Origin of the sequence: Motiliproteus sp. MSK22-1 (assembly GCF_001968815.1) — a bacterium.
Taxonomy (GTDB): Bacteria; Pseudomonadota; Gammaproteobacteria; order Pseudomonadales; family Balneatricaceae; genus Motiliproteus.
In genome coordinates this window covers 533839-549938 of record NZ_MIEQ01000044.1, presented here as the reverse complement: position 1 = coordinate 549938, position 16100 = coordinate 533839, and the positions used below count along the sequence as shown (strand labels likewise).

Annotated in this window: 16 protein-coding genes; 9 read left to right on the top strand and 7 right to left on the bottom strand. The window is 47.2% G+C overall.

Annotated features, from left to right (window positions below; genetic code table 11):
- The first annotated feature begins 89 nt into the window (after window positions 1-89).
- The 4 genes from BGP75_RS13090 (at window position 90) to BGP75_RS13075 (ending at window position 2469) form a co-directional block, all read left to right on the top strand.
- Entirely contained in the window at window positions 90-791 is a 702-nt protein-coding gene (locus tag BGP75_RS13090) for a DUF1538 domain-containing protein (protein ID WP_076719330.1), read from the top strand.
- A complete protein-coding gene (locus BGP75_RS13085) occupies window positions 791-1564 on the top strand; it encodes a DUF1538 domain-containing protein (protein WP_076719111.1) in 774 nt (257 codons plus the stop codon). Before BGP75_RS13090 ends, BGP75_RS13085 begins: the two co-directional genes overlap by 1 nt.
- Before the next feature lie 162 nt (window positions 1565-1726).
- On the top strand, window positions 1727-2077 hold the full coding sequence (locus BGP75_RS13080) for a P-II family nitrogen regulator (RefSeq protein ID WP_076719108.1): 351 nt from the start codon (window positions 1727-1729) through the stop codon (window positions 2075-2077).
- Window positions 2074-2469 carry a CBS domain-containing protein gene (locus BGP75_RS13075; protein WP_076719106.1) on the top strand — a complete coding sequence of 132 codons (396 nt, stop codon included), beginning with the start codon at window positions 2074-2076 and terminating at the stop codon, window positions 2467-2469. The genes BGP75_RS13080 and BGP75_RS13075 overlap by 4 nt, the downstream gene beginning before the upstream one ends.
- Before the next feature lie 119 nt (window positions 2470-2588).
- Here the strand turns inward: BGP75_RS13075 and BGP75_RS13070 are convergent, their stop codons facing one another.
- The 5 genes from BGP75_RS13070 to BGP75_RS13050 form a co-directional block, all read right to left on the bottom strand.
- Window positions 2589-2918: a YqcC family protein gene (locus tag BGP75_RS13070; RefSeq protein WP_076719103.1), complete on the bottom strand. Its 330-nt coding sequence runs from the start codon at window positions 2916-2918 to the stop codon at window positions 2589-2591.
- Window positions 2908-4260, bottom strand: coding sequence for a class II 3-deoxy-7-phosphoheptulonate synthase (locus BGP75_RS13065; protein WP_076719101.1), 1353 nt, complete (start codon window positions 4258-4260; stop codon window positions 2908-2910). The genes BGP75_RS13070 and BGP75_RS13065 overlap by 11 nt, the downstream gene beginning before the upstream one ends.
- Window positions 4261-4523: 263 nt before the next feature.
- A complete protein-coding gene (locus BGP75_RS13060) occupies window positions 4524-5450 on the bottom strand; it encodes a LysR family transcriptional regulator (RefSeq protein ID WP_076719098.1) in 927 nt (308 codons plus the stop codon).
- A gap of 276 nt (window positions 5451-5726) precedes the next feature.
- Entirely contained in the window at window positions 5727-6641 is a 915-nt protein-coding gene (gene argF / locus BGP75_RS13055) for an ornithine carbamoyltransferase (protein ID WP_076719096.1), read from the bottom strand.
- Window positions 6642-6732: 91 nt separating this feature from the next.
- Window positions 6733-7944: an aspartate aminotransferase family protein gene (locus BGP75_RS13050; protein WP_076719093.1), complete on the bottom strand. Its 1212-nt coding sequence runs from the start codon at window positions 7942-7944 to the stop codon at window positions 6733-6735.
- Window positions 7945-8236: 292 nt separating this feature from the next.
- Here BGP75_RS13050 and grxD point away from each other — a divergent pair, with 292 nt between their 5' ends.
- Entirely contained in the window at window positions 8237-8566 is a 330-nt protein-coding gene (gene grxD / locus BGP75_RS13045; protein WP_076719329.1) for a Grx4 family monothiol glutaredoxin, read from the top strand.
- A gap of 190 nt (window positions 8567-8756) precedes the next feature.
- The gene (locus tag BGP75_RS13040) at window positions 8757-9359 is read left to right on the top strand and encodes a peroxiredoxin (RefSeq protein ID WP_076719090.1); all 603 of its coding nucleotides are present in this window, start codon (window positions 8757-8759) and stop codon (window positions 9357-9359) included.
- Between the two features lie 163 nt (window positions 9360-9522).
- Here BGP75_RS13040 and rnt read toward each other — a convergent pair whose 3' ends face one another.
- Window positions 9523-10146, bottom strand: a complete 624-nt coding sequence (gene rnt / locus BGP75_RS13035; RefSeq protein WP_076719328.1) for a ribonuclease T — start codon at window positions 10144-10146, stop codon at window positions 9523-9525.
- Window positions 10147-10247: 101 nt separating this feature from the next.
- Entirely contained in the window at window positions 10248-11288 is a 1041-nt protein-coding gene (pyrC, locus tag BGP75_RS13030; RefSeq protein ID WP_076719088.1) for a dihydroorotase, read from the bottom strand.
- A 354-nt stretch (window positions 11289-11642) separates the two neighbouring features.
- Between pyrC and BGP75_RS13020 the strand changes: the two genes are divergently transcribed.
- The 3 genes from BGP75_RS13020 (at window position 11643) to BGP75_RS13010 (ending at window position 15724) form a co-directional block, all read left to right on the top strand.
- Complete coding sequence (locus BGP75_RS13020) at window positions 11643-12521, top strand: OmpA family protein (RefSeq protein ID WP_076719083.1); 879 nt, start codon at window positions 11643-11645, stop codon at window positions 12519-12521.
- A 275-nt stretch (window positions 12522-12796) separates the two neighbouring features.
- Complete coding sequence (locus BGP75_RS13015; RefSeq protein ID WP_076719081.1) at window positions 12797-14020, top strand: argininosuccinate synthase; 1224 nt, start codon at window positions 12797-12799, stop codon at window positions 14018-14020.
- A 126-nt stretch (window positions 14021-14146) separates the two neighbouring features.
- The gene (locus BGP75_RS13010) at window positions 14147-15724 is read left to right on the top strand and encodes a tetratricopeptide repeat protein (RefSeq protein ID WP_076719078.1); all 1578 of its coding nucleotides are present in this window, start codon (window positions 14147-14149) and stop codon (window positions 15722-15724) included.
- Window positions 15725-16100: the final 376 nt, after the last annotated feature.

Sequence of the window (16100 nt, the reverse complement as noted above, 5' to 3'; positions counted from 1 at the left end):
CAGCTATCGGTAGATAGTTTACCGGTCGCCAATGTTAGGACGAAAAGGATTCTGATTTGAAACAATCGTTACTCGCCCTTGCTCAGTCTATGCTTGGAAGCCTTCGGGATTTAGCACCGATTATCATTGTTATCGCCTTCTTCCAGCTATTCGTACTACAACAACCTTTACCAGACCTGATTGGTTTAATTACAGGCGTGTTGTTCGTCGTTCTTGGCCTGACTTTCTTTATCTATGGTTTAGAAATGGGACTCTTTCCGATAGGTGAGTCTATGGCGCATGCCTTTGCCCGAAAGGGAAGCGTTAAATGGCTGCTTGTCTTTGCCTTTTCGTTGGGGTTTGGCACAACCGTAGCAGAGCCCGCTCTGATCGCAGTGGCTGCTGAAGCTGCACAGGTTGCGGCTGGAGGTGGAGTTATTGAACAAAATGCAGAGGCCCAGGCCAGCTATGCCAACGGGCTGAGGTTTACCGTCGCATTATCCGTTGGCTTGGCCATTGTTATTGGGGTGTTGAGAATTTTGAAAGGCTGGCCGATTCAGTATCTTATTATTGGCGGTTACGTATTGGTCATGATCATGACTTTTATTGCTCCTGAGGAAATCATTGGTATTGCCTATGATTCAGGAGGTGTCACTACTTCAACTATAACGGTTCCTCTTGTGACTGCACTGGGGGTTGGCTTGGCTTCTTCGATTAAGGGACGAAACCCGATGATAGATGGGTTTGGCCTGATTGCATTTGCGTCGCTAACACCGATGATCTTTGTCATGGCTTATGGAATGGTTGTCTGATGGAACTACTCACAAGCTTACTGTCGATTTTATTTTCCACCATCAAAGATGTATTGCCGATAGCAGCAATAATATTTGGTTTTCAGTTTTTTGTTATTCGTCGACCTATTGCGAACTTACGTCGGGTTTTGATTGGATTTGGTTATGTGATTGTAGGGCTTGCTCTGTTTTTATTGGGTCTTGAAAAAGCATTGTTTCCTGTGGGTCGCTTAATGGCAGAACAGTTAACTGATCCTGCTTTTTTGCGGGATGGTGCTGCTGTTGTGGCGCTGCACTGGAGTGATTATTACTGGGTCTATATTTTTGCTTTCGCTATTGGTGCGAGTACAACTATCGCGGAGCCGTCCCTGATAGCGGTTGCTATAAAAGCCAATGAAGTCTCGGGCGGGAGTATTGGTGTCTGGGGCCTACGGATTGCTGTTGCGTTGGGAGTAGCCATTGGTATTTCGCTGGGCACCTATCGAATCGTTACCGGATTACCGATCCATTATTTTATTATTGCCGGATATTTTGTCGTTGTTATACAGACTTATTTTGCCCCCCGTTTGATAGTGCCACTGGCCTATGATTCAGGTGGTGTTACAACCTCTACGGTAACGGTGCCTCTTGTTGCAGCCCTTGGGCTGGGACTGGCAGAGACGGTGCCTGGTAGAAGTGCGTTGATTGATGGTTTTGGTTTGATTGCTTTCGCAAGCCTGTTTCCGATCATATCTGTTATGACTTATGCACAGTTATCCGAGTGGGTGCAGAAACGAAATCAAAAAAAAGCTTAAGGTTGATGATTGGGAAGGCAATAAAAGAAGCGACTGGTAGTCTCTGAAGGAGTCTTTCAGACGGCAGATGCTTTAAGCGAAGCAGGTTTTGAAGGGAAGAATTTTGGGGGCTAGGGTTTTGAGAAAGAGTGCTAATACGGGCGATGCCTTGGGGGGCAAGCTATGCATTTCAAATTAATTGTCGCTTTTGTTGATGATTCAAAGTCGGAGAAAGTGATGCAGGCGGCCAGGGAAGCTGGAGCTACCGGTGCAACCACGATTAATAACGCAAGAGGTGAAGGGTTAAATAGATCGAAAACGTTCTTTGGTCTAACACTCGAAACACAGCGTGATGTATTAATTTTTATTGTTGAAGAACATTTGTCTCGCAAGATCCTGGAAACGATAGCGGAAACAGGTCGGTTTGACACAGATCCAGGATCCGGTATCGCAGTGCAAATAGATATAGAGGATGCTGTCGGGGTTGCGCATCAGATGGAACAGCTAAGCCATTCGATTGAGGACAAGTTATGAGTAACAAAAAGTTGATTCAAGTGCGAGACATTATGAAGCCTCATTTCGCTATGGTGGATGGTCTGATTACCGTTCAAAAAGCGCTGGAGGACTGCAGAGCTAACAAGGTTACCGTTCTGTTGGTTCAAAAGCGTCATGACAATGATGAATTTGGTTTGGTGCTATTGTCAGATATTGCCAAACAGGTGCTCGCTAAAGATCGATCTCCCGACCGAGTTAATGTCTACGAGATTATGTCCAAGCCGGTGATTAGTGTTGCTCCGGATATGGATGTTCGGTATTGCGCGCGTTTGTTTGAAAACTTTGGTTTGTCAGTTGCGCCTGTCATTGATAATGGAGAAGTGTTAGGGATCGTCAGCTACGATGAAATCGTTTTGGAAGGATTGTTGTAAGGGTTTCGTTGTAAGGATTGAGGGATCGCTGTAAAAACATGAATTCTAAGCAGGTTCTGTGCAGGTTTTGGTACTGTTATCTGTGTTCGCTATTATTAATTGGTGTTCGGTACTGAAAATTAGTGTGGCAGCATCAGGGTTTCGTCAAATTGCTTAAGCAATACCAGAAGATGGCTGCAATCCTGACGCAGATCTTTAAAACTTTCTTCAGCAATCGCATGAATATTACAGTTACCGGGAAGTGGCAGACCGGTGTCCAGAAGTTCTTTCATTCTTGGAATCAGTATCCATTGCAGCCATTGATCCAGGCTTAGGGTGTCTATACAAAAGGGCTGAGTACTTGCCAATTCACGTTGATCCGGCTTTGATTCGCTCCAGAGATCGAGCAAGCGTAATGCCTGTTCGATCTCTGTTAGTTGTAACCGCAGCCTGTCGTGTCTATCTGCCACGAGAAGTTTTTAGCGTATCGGCAATCAAAAATGCCAGTTCCAAAGACTGATCAGCGTTCAGACGGGGGTCACAGTGAGTGTGGTAACGATCTGCCAGGCTCTCTTCTGTGATTTGGTAGGCGCCACCAATACATTCAGTGACGTTCTGTCCGGTCATTTCAAAGTGAACACCACCAGCACAGGTACCTTCGGCATTATGTACTTCAAAGAATCCTTTCATTTCCTTCAGAATGCTGTCGACAGCACGAGTTTTGTAGCCGCTAGAGGCTTTGATGGTATTGCCGTGCATTGGATCACAGCTCCACAACACCTGACGACCTTCTGATTTGACTTTTCGTGCCAGCGGAGCCAGATTTTCAATCACGTTCTCAGCCCCCATACGGGAGATCAGATTAAGACGTCCTGGCAGGTTTTCAGGGTTAAGGATATCAATCAAACGGATTAATTCGTCAGCCTGCATGGTAGGGCCAACCTTGACGCCAATCGGATTTTCAACACCACGAAGAAATTCGATATGAGCTCCGTCCAGTTGACGGGTACGGTCCCCAATCCATAGCATATGGGCAGAGCAGTCGTACCAACCGCCGTCTATGCTGTCTTCGCGTGTCAGAGCTTGCTCATAATTCAGCAGCAAGGCTTCATGAGAGGTGTACAGGTTAGTCTCTCTGATCTGAGGCGTGTTCGCTGAGTCAATGCCACAGGCATCCATAAATGCCAGGGCTTGGTCAATGTGGCTTGCCAGCGTCTGGTACTTTTCCCCGAGAGGGCTCTTATCGATAAAACTCAGATTCCATTTATGGACCTGATTCAGGTCTGCAAGCCCACCTTGAGCAAATGCACGAAGCAGGTTCTGCGTTGCAACTGACTGGTTGTAGGCATCCAGCAGGCGTCGTGGATCGGGTACTCGAGCCTCTACCGTTGGATTGATATCGTTAACAATGTCACCACGATAGCTTGGCAGTTCAAGACCGTTGATGGTTTCGGTATCTGCGGAGCGAGGCTTGGCAAACTGACCCGCCATACGTCCGACTTTTATAACCGGGCAACTGCCAGCAAAGGTTAAAACGACTGCCATCTGCAGCAGCACTTTGAAAGTGTCACGAATTTTATCAGGATGAAATTCTGCAAAGCTTTCGGCACAATCCCCTCCCTGTAACAAAAAGGCGCGACCTTCGGTGGCTTCTGCCAACTGTTCCCTGAGTGAGCGGACCTCACCGGCAAATACCAAGGGTGGACGACGAGCCAGAGTCGCTTCTACGGAGTCGACCACTGCTTGATCGGGATAGTTCGGTTGCTGAAGAATCGGTTTGCTGCGCCAGCTGTCCAGGGACCAAGTGCCCATATTATTAAACCTTATATTGTAAAACCTTAACCACTAAGCTTTCATGTTGCATTAAAAAATAAGCCCCCTAGTTTACGCATTGAGTTGCCAGATACAAGGCTGGGAGGGCTTTTGCCCTGAACTCCGGTTTTTTCTTCCGCTGGCCATAAGCGAACAGCTGGTTACTAAAGATTAAACCGGTATCAAAGAGTGCTCGTCAAAGACAGGGGGCTTTGCTTCTGGCTTTATTGAGCACCTGAAAGAGAAAAGAGTCGGGTCAAATCTTACAGGGATTTTACTGAAGTTCTGATACCCGCCAGATTTTTAAAAGATGTTTCTCGGGCGGTGGTCAGGAAATCACGCATGAATTCCGCATTTTTCTGGTCCTCACGTATGGCCGCGTGAAGGGTTGACCAGACGCCTTTGGCAGACAGCGGGCGAACGGCCACATAGTCTCGTTCAACATATTCAGTTAACGCCCAATTGGGTAAGGCGCTAACGCCTCGACCACTGGCAACCAATTGCAGCATCATCACCGTTAATTCCGCTGTCCTGATCTCATTGGGCTCAACGTCGACAGGATCTAGAAAACGAGTAAATACATCTAATCGATTTCGATCAACGGGGTAGCATATAAGAGTTTCAGAGATGAGATCCTGAGGCTCAATATGACTTTTGCGCGCAAGAGGATGTTTTTTCGAAATGGCCAGCTGGACTTCGTAAGCAAACAGTGGCTCATAAGTTATTCCATTGATTTCCTGTGGATCGGACGTGATAACCAAGTCCAGCTCTCCGCGGGCCAGAGCGGGTAAGGGGGAGAAGCTAAAGCCGCTGGCAAGGTCCATTTCAACCTCTGGCCAGTTTTCGCGAAAGCTGTCGATAGTCGGCATCAGCCACTGAAAACAGCTATGGCATTCAATCGCCATATTTAGCCGGCCGGTCTCGCCACCGGCTAGCCGTGCTATATCCCGTTCAGCATTACGCATCATGGGAAGGATGTCATCGGCAAGTAGCAACAGCCGTTGGCCTGCACTGGTAAAGCAGATGGGTTTGGTTTTTCGAATAAATAGTGAGCAGCCAAGACGTTCTTCAAGATCTTTGATCTGATGAGATAATGCTGATTGTGTTAGGAAAACTCGCTCAGCAGCCTCTACCAAGCTCCCGGTATCCCTCAGGGCTGCGAGTGTTTTTAGATGTCTTAACTCAATCATTTTAAATCCTCTTCGACCCGAACGTCTATTGTGATGTTGGCGGGGTTTTCATGCTGAACTGTCGATAGACGGCAAAATCAATATGAACAGAATTCAAGTATAGACTGATCGAAAGGTTTATCTACACTGAGGGTCGTGCAGAATTGCTTCTTAGAGCTGATTTTTTGATGCTAAGACTGAAAATAACTGCTGTGGAGTCTTTGGGGTTCTGACTATTGATCTCGGTGAGCTCATTTAGGAGAAAAGGCGGGGGGCAGCCCCGCCCTGGGGTTTGTATTAACTATTGTTGGCCGGTAACAGAAACTCCATCAGTGCTTTTTGTGCATGAAGACGGTTTTCCGCTTCATCAAAAACCACGGAGCGGGGATCGTCCAGCATATCCTCGCTTATCTCTTCTCCACGATGAGCTGGCAGGCAGTGCATAAAAATTGCGTCCTCATGAGCCAGATCCATTAGCGCAGGACTGACCTGATAGCCGACAAATTTCTCCATTCGCTCTTTCTGCTCTTCCTCCTGTCCCATTGAGGCCCAGACATCAGTTACGATTAAGTCAGCATCTTTAGCCGCTTCCTGAGGCGTTCGGACAATAGTCACTCGGTCAGCATTAGCTGCACAGAGAGTGGAATCAGGCTCAAAACCTTTCGGGCAGGCAACCACAAGCTGGAAATCAAGCTGGCGGGCTGCGTTAATATAGGAATTACACATATTGTTGCCATCACCAATCCAGACGACTTTTTTGCCTGCAATAGATCCACGGTGTTCGGTATAGGTCTGCATATCTGCCAAAAGCTGGCAGGGGTGATAGTCGTCAGTTAATGCGTTGATGACCGGTACTTTGGAATACCTGGCGAACAGTTCAAGTTTCTCATGTTCAAAAGTACGAATCATAATGATATCAAGCATGCTTGATATTACTCGTGCGCTGTCTTCAACTGGTTCGCCCCGTCCTAACTGAGTGTCCCTTGAGGATAGAAATATAGCCTGTCCTCCGAGCTGTGCCATACCGGCTTCAAATGAAACCCGGGTGCGAGTTGATGACTTTTCAAAGATCATTCCCAATACTTTATTTTTCATCGGCTCGTAGATTTCTCCGCTATTGCGCATAGCTTTGAGTACCGTGGCGCGGGCGATGACCTGCTGAAGTTCTTGCGGAGTAAGGTCCAGCAGCGTAAGGAAATGTCTGGTTTTCATAGAAAAGTACCTCGTCACCTCCGATATAATCGGAGGTGGTCTGATTTTTTTATTTGGCAGTATGTTTAGATATCTGGATAGTTTGTCTGAATTACGATCCCTGGGATCTAGGACTGTCGCGATCGTCTGCAGCAACAATTTTTATCAGCTTGGAAATAACACCGATGATAAGGTTTGCTTCGCTGTCGGTTAGGGTCAGAGGAGGTAACAGGCGAATAATATTACCTTCACCAGCAATGCTGATGAGGATCCCTTTTACCTTTGCCAAGACCACCAGCTCGCTGCAGGGGCGATCAAGTTCAATACCGATCATCAGTCCCTGACCTCGAATGTCACTGATGTAGTCTGCGCCAGCCAGTTCTGTTCGAAACCCATCCCGCATCAGGGCACCCAGCTCGGCTGCCCGCTGACAGAGTTTTTCTTTCTCGATGGTATCGATAACGGCAAGCGCTGCTGCACAGGCAAGCGGGTTGCCACCAAATGTTGATCCGTGATTTCCTGGTTTTAGCGTTTCAGCTGCCACTCCTCTTGCCAGGCAGGCGCCGATGGGGACTCCATTACCAAGCCCTTTGGCTGTAGTGACAACATCAGGAAGGATTCCGGTCTGCTGATAGGCGAAATAGCTTCCGGTACGTCCGTTCCCGGTTTGAACTTCATCAAGCATTAATAGCCATTGTTGCTCATCACAAACTTTGCGAAGTTCAGCTAGATAATTGTCTGCTGGAGTTCGTACACCGCTTTCACCCTGGATCGGTTCGACAAGAATAGCCACGATATTAGGATTGTTTTGAGCGATAGTACGAACAGCCTCAACATCATCAAAGGGTGCACGAACAAAACCTCCCACCAAGGGTTCAAACCCGGCATGAACTTTTCGATTACCTGTTGCACTCAAGGTCGCCAGGGTGCGTCCGTGAAAAGATCGTTCCATAACAATGATGGAGGGATTCTCAACACCTTTATTGTGCCCATACAGTCGAGCCAGTTTTATTGCCGCTTCATTGGCTTCCGCACCTGAGTTTCCAAAGAAGACGGACTCCATCTGAGAGAGCTTGCAAAGCTTTGTTGCCAGCTGCTCCTGTAGAGGTATGGTGTAAAGATTGGAGGTGTGCAGCAGGCGACTTGCCTGTTCGGTAATTGCTTGGGTTACTGCGGGGTGTGCGTGACCTAGCCCGCACACTGCGATTCCGCTGAGTGCGTCAAGAAATTTGTTGCCCTGAGTGTCGTACAGCCAGGAACCTTCACCTCTTTCAAAGGCAACCGAAAGTCTTGCGTAGGTGTTCATCAAAGGCGGTGAAGCCATAGAACCTGTCTCCCTTATAACGCAAAAAGGCAGCTGGTGCTGCCTTAAAAGCGCTTATTCTAGCGATTCTTGTCCGATGACGCAATCCAGCTTGTATGTCGGAAATTAGTTGAAAATCTCTCATCGTAAGATGAGTATAGACGGCCAGGATTGAAGCGGTAGTATAATTGCCTTGGAAAAAGGTAATTTTTACCTGACTAAAATGGTAGGTTTTGTATATAATTGGTGGTTTGCGGCTTTGCGTCAAAGGTTGCAATGCCCAAATTTGATATTGAAAGGCGTAGGTGAGCAAATGTCGACTGTTATCGAAACAATTAAAGACCAAATTGAAAGCAACACTATACTGCTTTACATGAAGGGGACTCCTAAGTTTCCCCAGTGTGGTTTTTCTTCCCAGGCATCCCAGGCGATAATGGCCTGCGGTGAAAAGTTTGCATTTGTTAATATTCTCGAGAATCCTGAGATCAGAGCAGAGCTGCCTAAATATGCAAACTGGCCTACATTTCCTCAGCTTTGGGTGAAAGGTGAGTTGGTTGGCGGCTGTGACATCATCGTAGAGATGGCGCAGTCTGGTGAGCTGGAAACTCTGATCAAGGAAGCTGCGGCGGCAACATCTGAATAAGACCGTTAGCAGTGCTGTGCAAAAGTCTTAGGGTGAACGGCTGAAAGGCTGCTAAGACTGGTTTAGGTTATATTTTATATAAGCTATGCTGTATATAAGTTGCATCGTGTGTCACTGTGTCGAGCATATATAGTACTGCGGCACAGCGTCATACTTCATACTATACATAATTGAAATGGAGAAGCTTGAAATGGGCGTACTCGTTGGTCAGGAAGCACCTGATTTTACAGTTCCAGCTGTGCTGGGCGATGGACAGATTGTTGATAGTTTTAATCTGAAAGAAGCGATTAGCGGTAAGTACGGTCTGGTATTTTTCTACCCACTGGACTTTACTTTTGTGTGCCCCTCAGAGCTGATTGCTCTGGACCACCGTATGGATGAGTTTAAAGCTCGTGGTGTTGAGGTTATCGGTGTTTCCATCGATTCTCACTTCACTCACAATGCTTGGCGTAATACTTCAGTTAATGAGGGTGGTATCGGGCCGGTTAAGTACACTTTGGCGGCTGATATCAGCCACTCAATCTGTAAGTCTTATGACGTTGAGGCTGCTGGTGGCGTTGCGTTCCGTGGTGCGTTTATTATCGATAAGAACGGCCTTGTGCGTTCTCAAATCGTTAATGATCTTCCGCTGGGTCGCAATATGGACGAGCTGTTGCGTCTTGTAGATGCGCTGCAATTCCATGAAGAGCACGGTGAAGTCTGCCCTGCTGGCTGGAATAAAGGCGATAAGGGTATGAATGCTTCCCCTGAAGGTGTTGCTGCTTACCTTTCTGATAACGCTGACAATCTTTAAAATTAGGCTCCTTGCTTAGTTGGAAAAGCCCGCATCAGCGGGCTTTTGTGTGTATGAGCCTGCCGTTCAGCGAAGGATAAAAGTCCAGAGCAGCCAGCGTGGGGGATGTCACCGGCGTTGCTCCGTCCACCGGAGTCCAGGAGAAGATTTTTCTTATCAGCTTTTAGGGTTCTTGGGTGCGAAGCACCATGTCCCAGCCTCCCAGTTCTTTCCATCGATTGACAATCAGGCTGAATAGCTCCGCGGTTTTTTCCGTGTCGTATTGGGCGGAATGGGCTTCTTTATTGTCAAAATCAATGCCCGCAACATCGCAAGCCCTGGCTAATACCGTCTGGCCAAAGGCTAATCCGGCTAAAGTGGCGGTGTCAAAGCTGGAAAAGGGGTGGAACGGATTACGCTTAATATTACAGCGTTCCACTGCAGCATTAACGAAGCCAAGATCAAAAGAGGCGTTGTGCCCAACCAGAATGGCTCGCTTGCAACCGCTGGCTTTTACCGCTTTGCGAATCGGCTTGAAAATGGCTTCGAGAGCGTCTTTTTCAGCGATTGCGCCCCGAAGAGGGGAGTAGGGATCGATACCCGTAAATTCCAATGCTGCCTTTTCAAGGTTGGCTCCTTCAAAAGGTTCAACATTCCGGGAAATCGCTTGCTCGGGGATTAGCATCCCTTCTTCATCCATATCCAGAATAACGGCAGCAATTTCAAGCAGTGCGTCTGTGTCAGCATTAAAGCCCGCTGTTTCAACATCGATGACGACTGGCAGGTAGCCGCGAAAACGCTGAGCCATCAATGGCTCAAAGGTGGGCGATTTAAAGCTCACGGAAATTCCTTAGTTCAGTTACTTATCACGGTTATTAACCACCAGGAGGACCACTCAGGCAATTCAGATTACTCTGGAAGGACCTGCCAGTGAATCGATTCGCCAGCTCGCAGTGGTACTATTCTATGATCACCAAAGGCCAGAGTGTTTTTCTGCGTCCATTGTTTTCTTTCCAGGGTGATCTGTTCTGTATTCCGGGGAAGTCCATAGAAGTCAGGACCATGGAAACTGGCAAAGCCTTCTAATTTATCCAGTGCTTGCATCATATCGAATGCTTCGGCATAGAGTTCGATTGCCGTGGTGGCGCTATAACATCCGGCGCAACCACAGGCTGCCTCCTTTGCGCTTTGAGCATGAGGGGCTGAGTCGGTACCCAGAAAAAACTTTTTATTGCCACTGGTTGCTGCTTCTAATAAAGCCTGCTGATGAGTGTTGCGTTTTAGAATAGGCAGACAGTAGAGGTGGGGCTTTATCCCGCCAACCAGCATGTCATTGCGATTATAGAGTAAGTGCTGTGGCGTAATTGTAGCAGCGATATAATCGCTTCCATTGGTCACAAACTCAGCAGCATCGCGGGTAGTAATGTGTTCCATTACTATTTTTAATTCAGGGAATCTGTCTGCCAGATTAATCAGATGGCGGTCAATGAACTGTTTTTCCCGTTCAAAAATATCGATCTCGGCATCTGTAACCTCTCCATGGACTAATAGAGGCATGCCTATCTCTTGCATGGCCTCCAGAGCCGGATGGATGTTTTCCAGTGCGGTCACTCCTGAGTCAGAATTGGTTGTCGCTCCTGCCGGGTAAAGCTTGGCCGCATGAACTATCCCGCTGGCCTTGGCGGCCTTTATCTCTTCCGGGCTGGTGCCGTCTGTGAGATAGAGCGTCATCAGTGGCGTGAAGCTGCGGCTTTCTGTTGGCATTGCCGACATGATTCTGTGTCTGTAGTCTTCGGCCTGCTTGGTATTAACAACAGGTGGCACCAAATTCGGCATGACAATCGCACGCCCAAAATAGCGAGCCATATCAGCTACCGTATTGCTAAGAACCTCATTGTCACGAAGATGGACGTGCCAATCATCAGGGCGGGTGATTTGTAGCCGTTGCATAATGATCCTTAGGTCGTAAACTTTAGCTGTCGTGATTGTATAGCTGGGTTTTACGATAATCAGAGTTTTACGACAGTATTGTCTTGTTACCTGAAACATTGCGGGTCGATGCAGTGTTTCATCTTCATTGTGTATTAAAATTACAGGGACCTTATATTGCCTTTCTCTGGAGTCAGGCTGATGAACGGCCGTTCTGTTTTATTCTGGGCGCTATTCTATCAGTGCTTGAATCAATGGGCTACAGGGGGAAACGGCGATTAAAGTTCAAGCTTGATTGGGCGATAATGTTTAAGGGCTCTTTGAATTTGGAAAGCCGCCCATTAACCTTGCCTCTTTAGATATTCTGTGTGGTCTATGAAGATACCTGCATTCACCTTTTTTCTTTTACAGTTTTTTACCGTTGTGGCAGGGCTGTTCTCGTTATCAGCGTCAGCTGTAACCTTTCGGGCATCGATTGATCAAACAGACTGGCAGTTGCAGTCTTCCAAGTTTGAGTGTCGATTGAGTCAATCTATTCCTGATTTCGGAACTGCTGTTTTTGAGCGTAAAGCAGGAGAGTCCCTGCAATTCGTGCTGGATTCCGCCCAGGCCAGTCTTCTTGGAAGGGAAACTCTGGTTGTGGCTGAGTCCCCTTCGTGGCTCCCCGGTAACTCCACCCGGGAAATCGGCAAGATTAAAAATAAGCCTAAGAGTCAGGTTAAGGTTGATCAGCAATTAGCCAATGACATTCTGGTTTCTCTTTACAAGGGACAGAGTCCTGCTTTTACCAATGCGCGTTGGCATGGTACAGAAGAACCGATAAAAGTTGCTATTTCTTCAGTGAATTTTCAGTCGGCCTATTCCAGTTATGTCGGTTGTGTTGCTGGGTTGCTGCCGGTGAACTACCGTCAGATAGCGCGATCAGCAGTTTTGTTTCCATCGGCCCAGTGGCGCCTTTCTGATGCAACCAAAAAACGCTTAGACCTTATCGCTCTTTATGTTAAGACAGACAAAAACGTATCTGCAGTCTTTGTGGACGGTCATTCCGATAATTTCGGACGCCGGTTGGCTAACCGGGATTTGTCGAGAAAGCGAGCTGAAGAAGTCATGCGTTATTTGGTCAAAGCCGGGGTTGATGAGGAAATGATGACTACTCGCTACCACGGTGAACGATATCCTGTCGTCAAGAATCGCGGTGAAGCTAATCGTGCCCGCAACCGTCGAGTAACTATCCGGCTTGAGCGAAACGACTAAATTCCTTTGAGGTTTCTGCTCCGCTCAACGTTCATGTTCTAGTCAGCATCCATGTTCTACTAGCGATAAGTGGTGCTTTTCAGTGTATAATCGCCCGGCTACGCTGTGATGACTATTGCCAGCGATGATCGTAATCGGTTGTTAGATCGGAGTTGCTATCGATCCCTGTTTTTGAGCAGTCGACAGTGGGTTGACGCTGTAAACGTCAATTTAACTGATGGCTGCCTGTGTTATTTATGCTGCTGATGCAGTGAAAGCCTGTTTCGGAGAATAGAATGTCTGATATCAATAAGGTTGTTCTGGCTTATTCAGGAGGCCTGGATACATCTGTAATAGTAAAGTGGCTGCAGGAAACCTATAACTGTGAAGTGGTTACTTTTACTGCAGATATAGGGCAAGGCGAAGAGGTCGAGCCCGCACGCGCGAAAGCTCAAGCGCTGGGTGTAAAGGAAATTTACATCGAAGATCTGAGAGAAGAGTTTGTTCGTGATTACGTCTTTCCAATGTTCCGTGCCAATACTATCTATGAAGGAGAGTATTTGCTCGGAACCTCCATTGCCCGGCCATTAATTGCAAAGCGTTTAGTCGAGATTGCTAACGATACTAACGCTGATGCCATTTCCCATGGTGCTACCGGAAAGGGTAACGACCAGGTTCGCTTTGAGTTGGGTGCATATGCACTCAAGCCTGGTGTTAAGGTGATTGCTCCCTGGAGAGAGTGGGATCTGAATTCCCGAGATAAGTTGATGGCTTACTGTGAGCAACACAATATTGCCGTTGATTTTAAGAAAGGTAAAAAATCTCCTTACTCCATGGACGCTAACCTGCTGCATATCTCTTATGAAGGTGGTGTGCTGGAAGATCCCTGGACCGAGGCAGAAGAAGATATGTGGCGTTGGAGTGTTTCTGCCGAATCAGCTCCTGACAAAGCAACCTATTTGGATCTGACCTACGTAAAGGGTGATATCGTAGCCATCAATGACGAAGCAATGTCGCCAGCTACGGTTTTGGAAACGCTTAACCGCATTGGTGGTGCCAATGGTGTTGGTCGTCTGGATATCGTTGAAAACCGCTTTGTCGGAATGAAATCTCGCGGTTGCTATGAAACACCCGGCGGCACAATTATGCTTCGTGCCCACCGTGCAATAGAATCCATTACTCTGGATCGTGAAGTGGCTCACCTGAAAGATGAGTTGATGCCTCGCTATGCGAAAATTATCTACAATGGCTTCTGGTGGTCCGAAGAGCGCAAGATGCTTCAGACAATGATTGACTACTCTCAGCGAAACGTTAACGGTAAAGTGCGGGTCAAACTGTACAAAGGTAACGTTGAAGTTGTCGGGCGTAGCTCAGATGACAGTTTGTTTGATGAGTCTATAGCCACTTTTGAAGACGACGCTGGTGCCTATGATCAGCAAGATGCGGCGGGATTCATTAAATTGAACGCACTACGCATGCGTATTGCTGCAGGCAAGGGGCGTAACCTCCTGGAAGACTAAAACTTTCATTGCCTGCTTAAATAAAAAGCCCTGAGGCATTCACCTCCGGGCTTTTTTTGTCTATTGTCAGTATGTTGAGACCTTAATTCGTACAAAATAAGTGGTAGGATCTCTAAGTAAATCAGAATGAGTGAAATTTTAGCTGGTAAGTCGGTTTTAATCGTAGCCAAGAAGTTGGATGAGCTGGGCACCTTGCGAGCGTTATTCTCTTCCCTTGGGTCGACAGACATCAGTGTGGCCTCTTCCGCCAATATGTCTCTTAACATGCTTCGAATTCGCCCTTATGACTTTTGCATTATTGAGTCAAAGCTGGGAGATAATGAAAAAGGAGGTCTGCAGGTCATTGAAGAGGCTGTCAGAGAAGGCTTAAAACCTGCTACCAGTGCATTTTTGCTAATCACTTCGGAATCCACGCAATCCCTTCCTAAAGATTCTATAGAGTTTGCTGCTGACAGTTTTATCAGCAAGCCCGTTGATCCGGAAAAACTGCGGCTACGAATGGAAAAGCTGGTTAAGTTAAAGCGAGCGGTTTATCCGGTTGAATCGGTGGTTGACCAAGGAGATTATGAAAAGGCGCTGTTGCTGATCCGTAAGTTGATTGCCAAATATGCTTCTTTGGAAGTTTACCTTGATCGCCTTAAAGGCCGTCTGCTGCTGGATATGAAAAACTACGATGAGGCCAGAAAGCACTTTAGGCGTGTAGCTGAAGACCGAAATTTGGACTGGTCATATCTGGGGATGGGAATCTGTGATCTCAATCAGGGATTTTATGGAGAGGCTCTTGCCCACTTTAATAGAGTACTGGAGTCGAATCCGGTCAGTATTGAAGCCTACGACTGGTTATCGAAAGTTTATCGGGGGGTTGGTAAAAACAAGGATGCTCAGGAGCTTCTGGAGAAAGCCGCCAGAGTGATGCCTACGGCGCCATTGATTCAATCGGGCCTTGGTAATGTTGCCAGTGAAAACAGCAGCTGGGAAGTGGCCATCGGAGCATTCAGAGAGGCCGTCAAATATGCCAAGCACTCCTGTCACCAGCACCAGAACAATTATTTTGGATTGGCCCGTTGCCTGCAGACCCGTCTGACCAGCGATGGCAGTGAACTGTCTTCCAGTGCTCAACAAGAAGCCGTTCGAACACTCGAAGACGTGGCTGAAGAATACCTGGATGATGATCACATCCGTTTCAGATCGCGCTTAATGACCTCCGAAACCTACAAACGTTCTGGAGATATTGCCCGCGCCAATTCAGCGGCTAAGCATGCTTTTGAAGTCTATAAGACTCTGAGTCAAGATCAGCAGGCGGAAGAATTGGACAATCTGATAGAGGGCGTTGAAGGAACTTCGATGCTCCAGACGGTTGAAGCATTCAAATCAGAATTTAATCGCAGGGTGTATACCGAAACAGAGTGGGGGAAAAATAACCTGAAAGGTATGGGTCTGTACCGTAAGGGACAGTTTTATGAAGCTTTCTGCTGTTTTGACAAAGCCCTGCATGCCTTGGATAACAGCCCGAGTATTTTACTAAACATGGTGCAGGCGGCCCATGAAATTATCCGTCAGGAGCCCGATCGTGCTCCTGAAGTGTTGTCACTCTGTAATGACAGACTGCTGAAAATGAGTATCGGTGCGCTGAATAGTAAGCAGCAGGAACGATATCGTGTACTTAGTGAGCGACGGGCTGAATTGATCTCTAAAAACAGTTAATACCGGTCGCTGGAAAGTTGATGATTGCCGGAGTTGTCACCCGGTAATTAAGAACTGCTGTTGGAATCTGCAGCTATCTATGCGTTGTTACAGGTACCGACATGATTGCCAGTGCCTGTCCCTGTAAAGCCTCTTAATAGCTAAATCCTTTCAATCTCTTTAGTCGTATTTTCAATCATATTTGCCGGTCATCAGTGTTTTTTACGGCATCACAGCCCGTGGGGTGTGATATAGTGAATTCACCGAACCATACAGCTGTCTACGGGTCATAGTTTCTGTAAGAATGTGATTGGGGGTGGCGCCTGTTCTATGCTTACGGGCATCTATGTGTGTAAATGATTATGTTTATAGCTGTCAAAAATTATAGATATTGGAG

What these genes read in the sequence shown, in the direction of transcription:
- BGP75_RS13075 (WP_076719106.1), top strand. Translation starts at nt 2,074, where the DNA reads ATGAGTAACAAAAAGTTGATTCAAGTGCGAGACATTATGAAGCCTCAT.
- BGP75_RS13065 (WP_076719101.1), bottom strand. Translation starts at nt 4,260, where the DNA reads ATGGGCACTTGGTCCCTGGACAGCTGGCGCAGCAAACCGATTCTTCAG.
- pyrC (WP_076719088.1), bottom strand. Translation starts at nt 11,288, where the DNA reads ATGCAACGGCTACAAATCACCCGCCCTGATGATTGGCACGTCCATCTT.
- BGP75_RS13050 (WP_076719093.1), bottom strand. Translation starts at nt 7,944, where the DNA reads ATGGCTTCACCGCCTTTGATGAACACCTACGCAAGACTTTCGGTTGCC.
- grxD (WP_076719329.1), top strand. Translation starts at nt 8,237, where the DNA reads ATGTCGACTGTTATCGAAACAATTAAAGACCAAATTGAAAGCAACACT.
- BGP75_RS13010 (WP_076719078.1), top strand. Translation starts at nt 14,147, where the DNA reads ATGAGTGAAATTTTAGCTGGTAAGTCGGTTTTAATCGTAGCCAAGAAG.
- BGP75_RS13015 (WP_076719081.1), top strand. Translation starts at nt 12,797, where the DNA reads ATGTCTGATATCAATAAGGTTGTTCTGGCTTATTCAGGAGGCCTGGAT.
- BGP75_RS13090 (WP_076719330.1), top strand. Translation starts at nt 90, where the DNA reads ATGCTTGGAAGCCTTCGGGATTTAGCACCGATTATCATTGTTATCGCC.
- BGP75_RS13020 (WP_076719083.1), top strand. Translation starts at nt 11,643, where the DNA reads ATGAAGATACCTGCATTCACCTTTTTTCTTTTACAGTTTTTTACCGTT.
- BGP75_RS13040 (WP_076719090.1), top strand. Translation starts at nt 8,757, where the DNA reads ATGGGCGTACTCGTTGGTCAGGAAGCACCTGATTTTACAGTTCCAGCT.
- rnt (WP_076719328.1), bottom strand. Translation starts at nt 10,146, where the DNA reads ATGGCTCAGCGTTTTCGCGGCTACCTGCCAGTCGTCATCGATGTTGAA.
- BGP75_RS13080 (WP_076719108.1), top strand. Translation starts at nt 1,727, where the DNA reads ATGCATTTCAAATTAATTGTCGCTTTTGTTGATGATTCAAAGTCGGAG.
- BGP75_RS13060 (WP_076719098.1), bottom strand. Translation starts at nt 5,450, where the DNA reads ATGATTGAGTTAAGACATCTAAAAACACTCGCAGCCCTGAGGGATACC.
- BGP75_RS13085 (WP_076719111.1), top strand. Translation starts at nt 791, where the DNA reads ATGGAACTACTCACAAGCTTACTGTCGATTTTATTTTCCACCATCAAA.
- argF (WP_076719096.1), bottom strand. Translation starts at nt 6,641, where the DNA reads ATGAAAACCAGACATTTCCTTACGCTGCTGGACCTTACTCCGCAAGAA.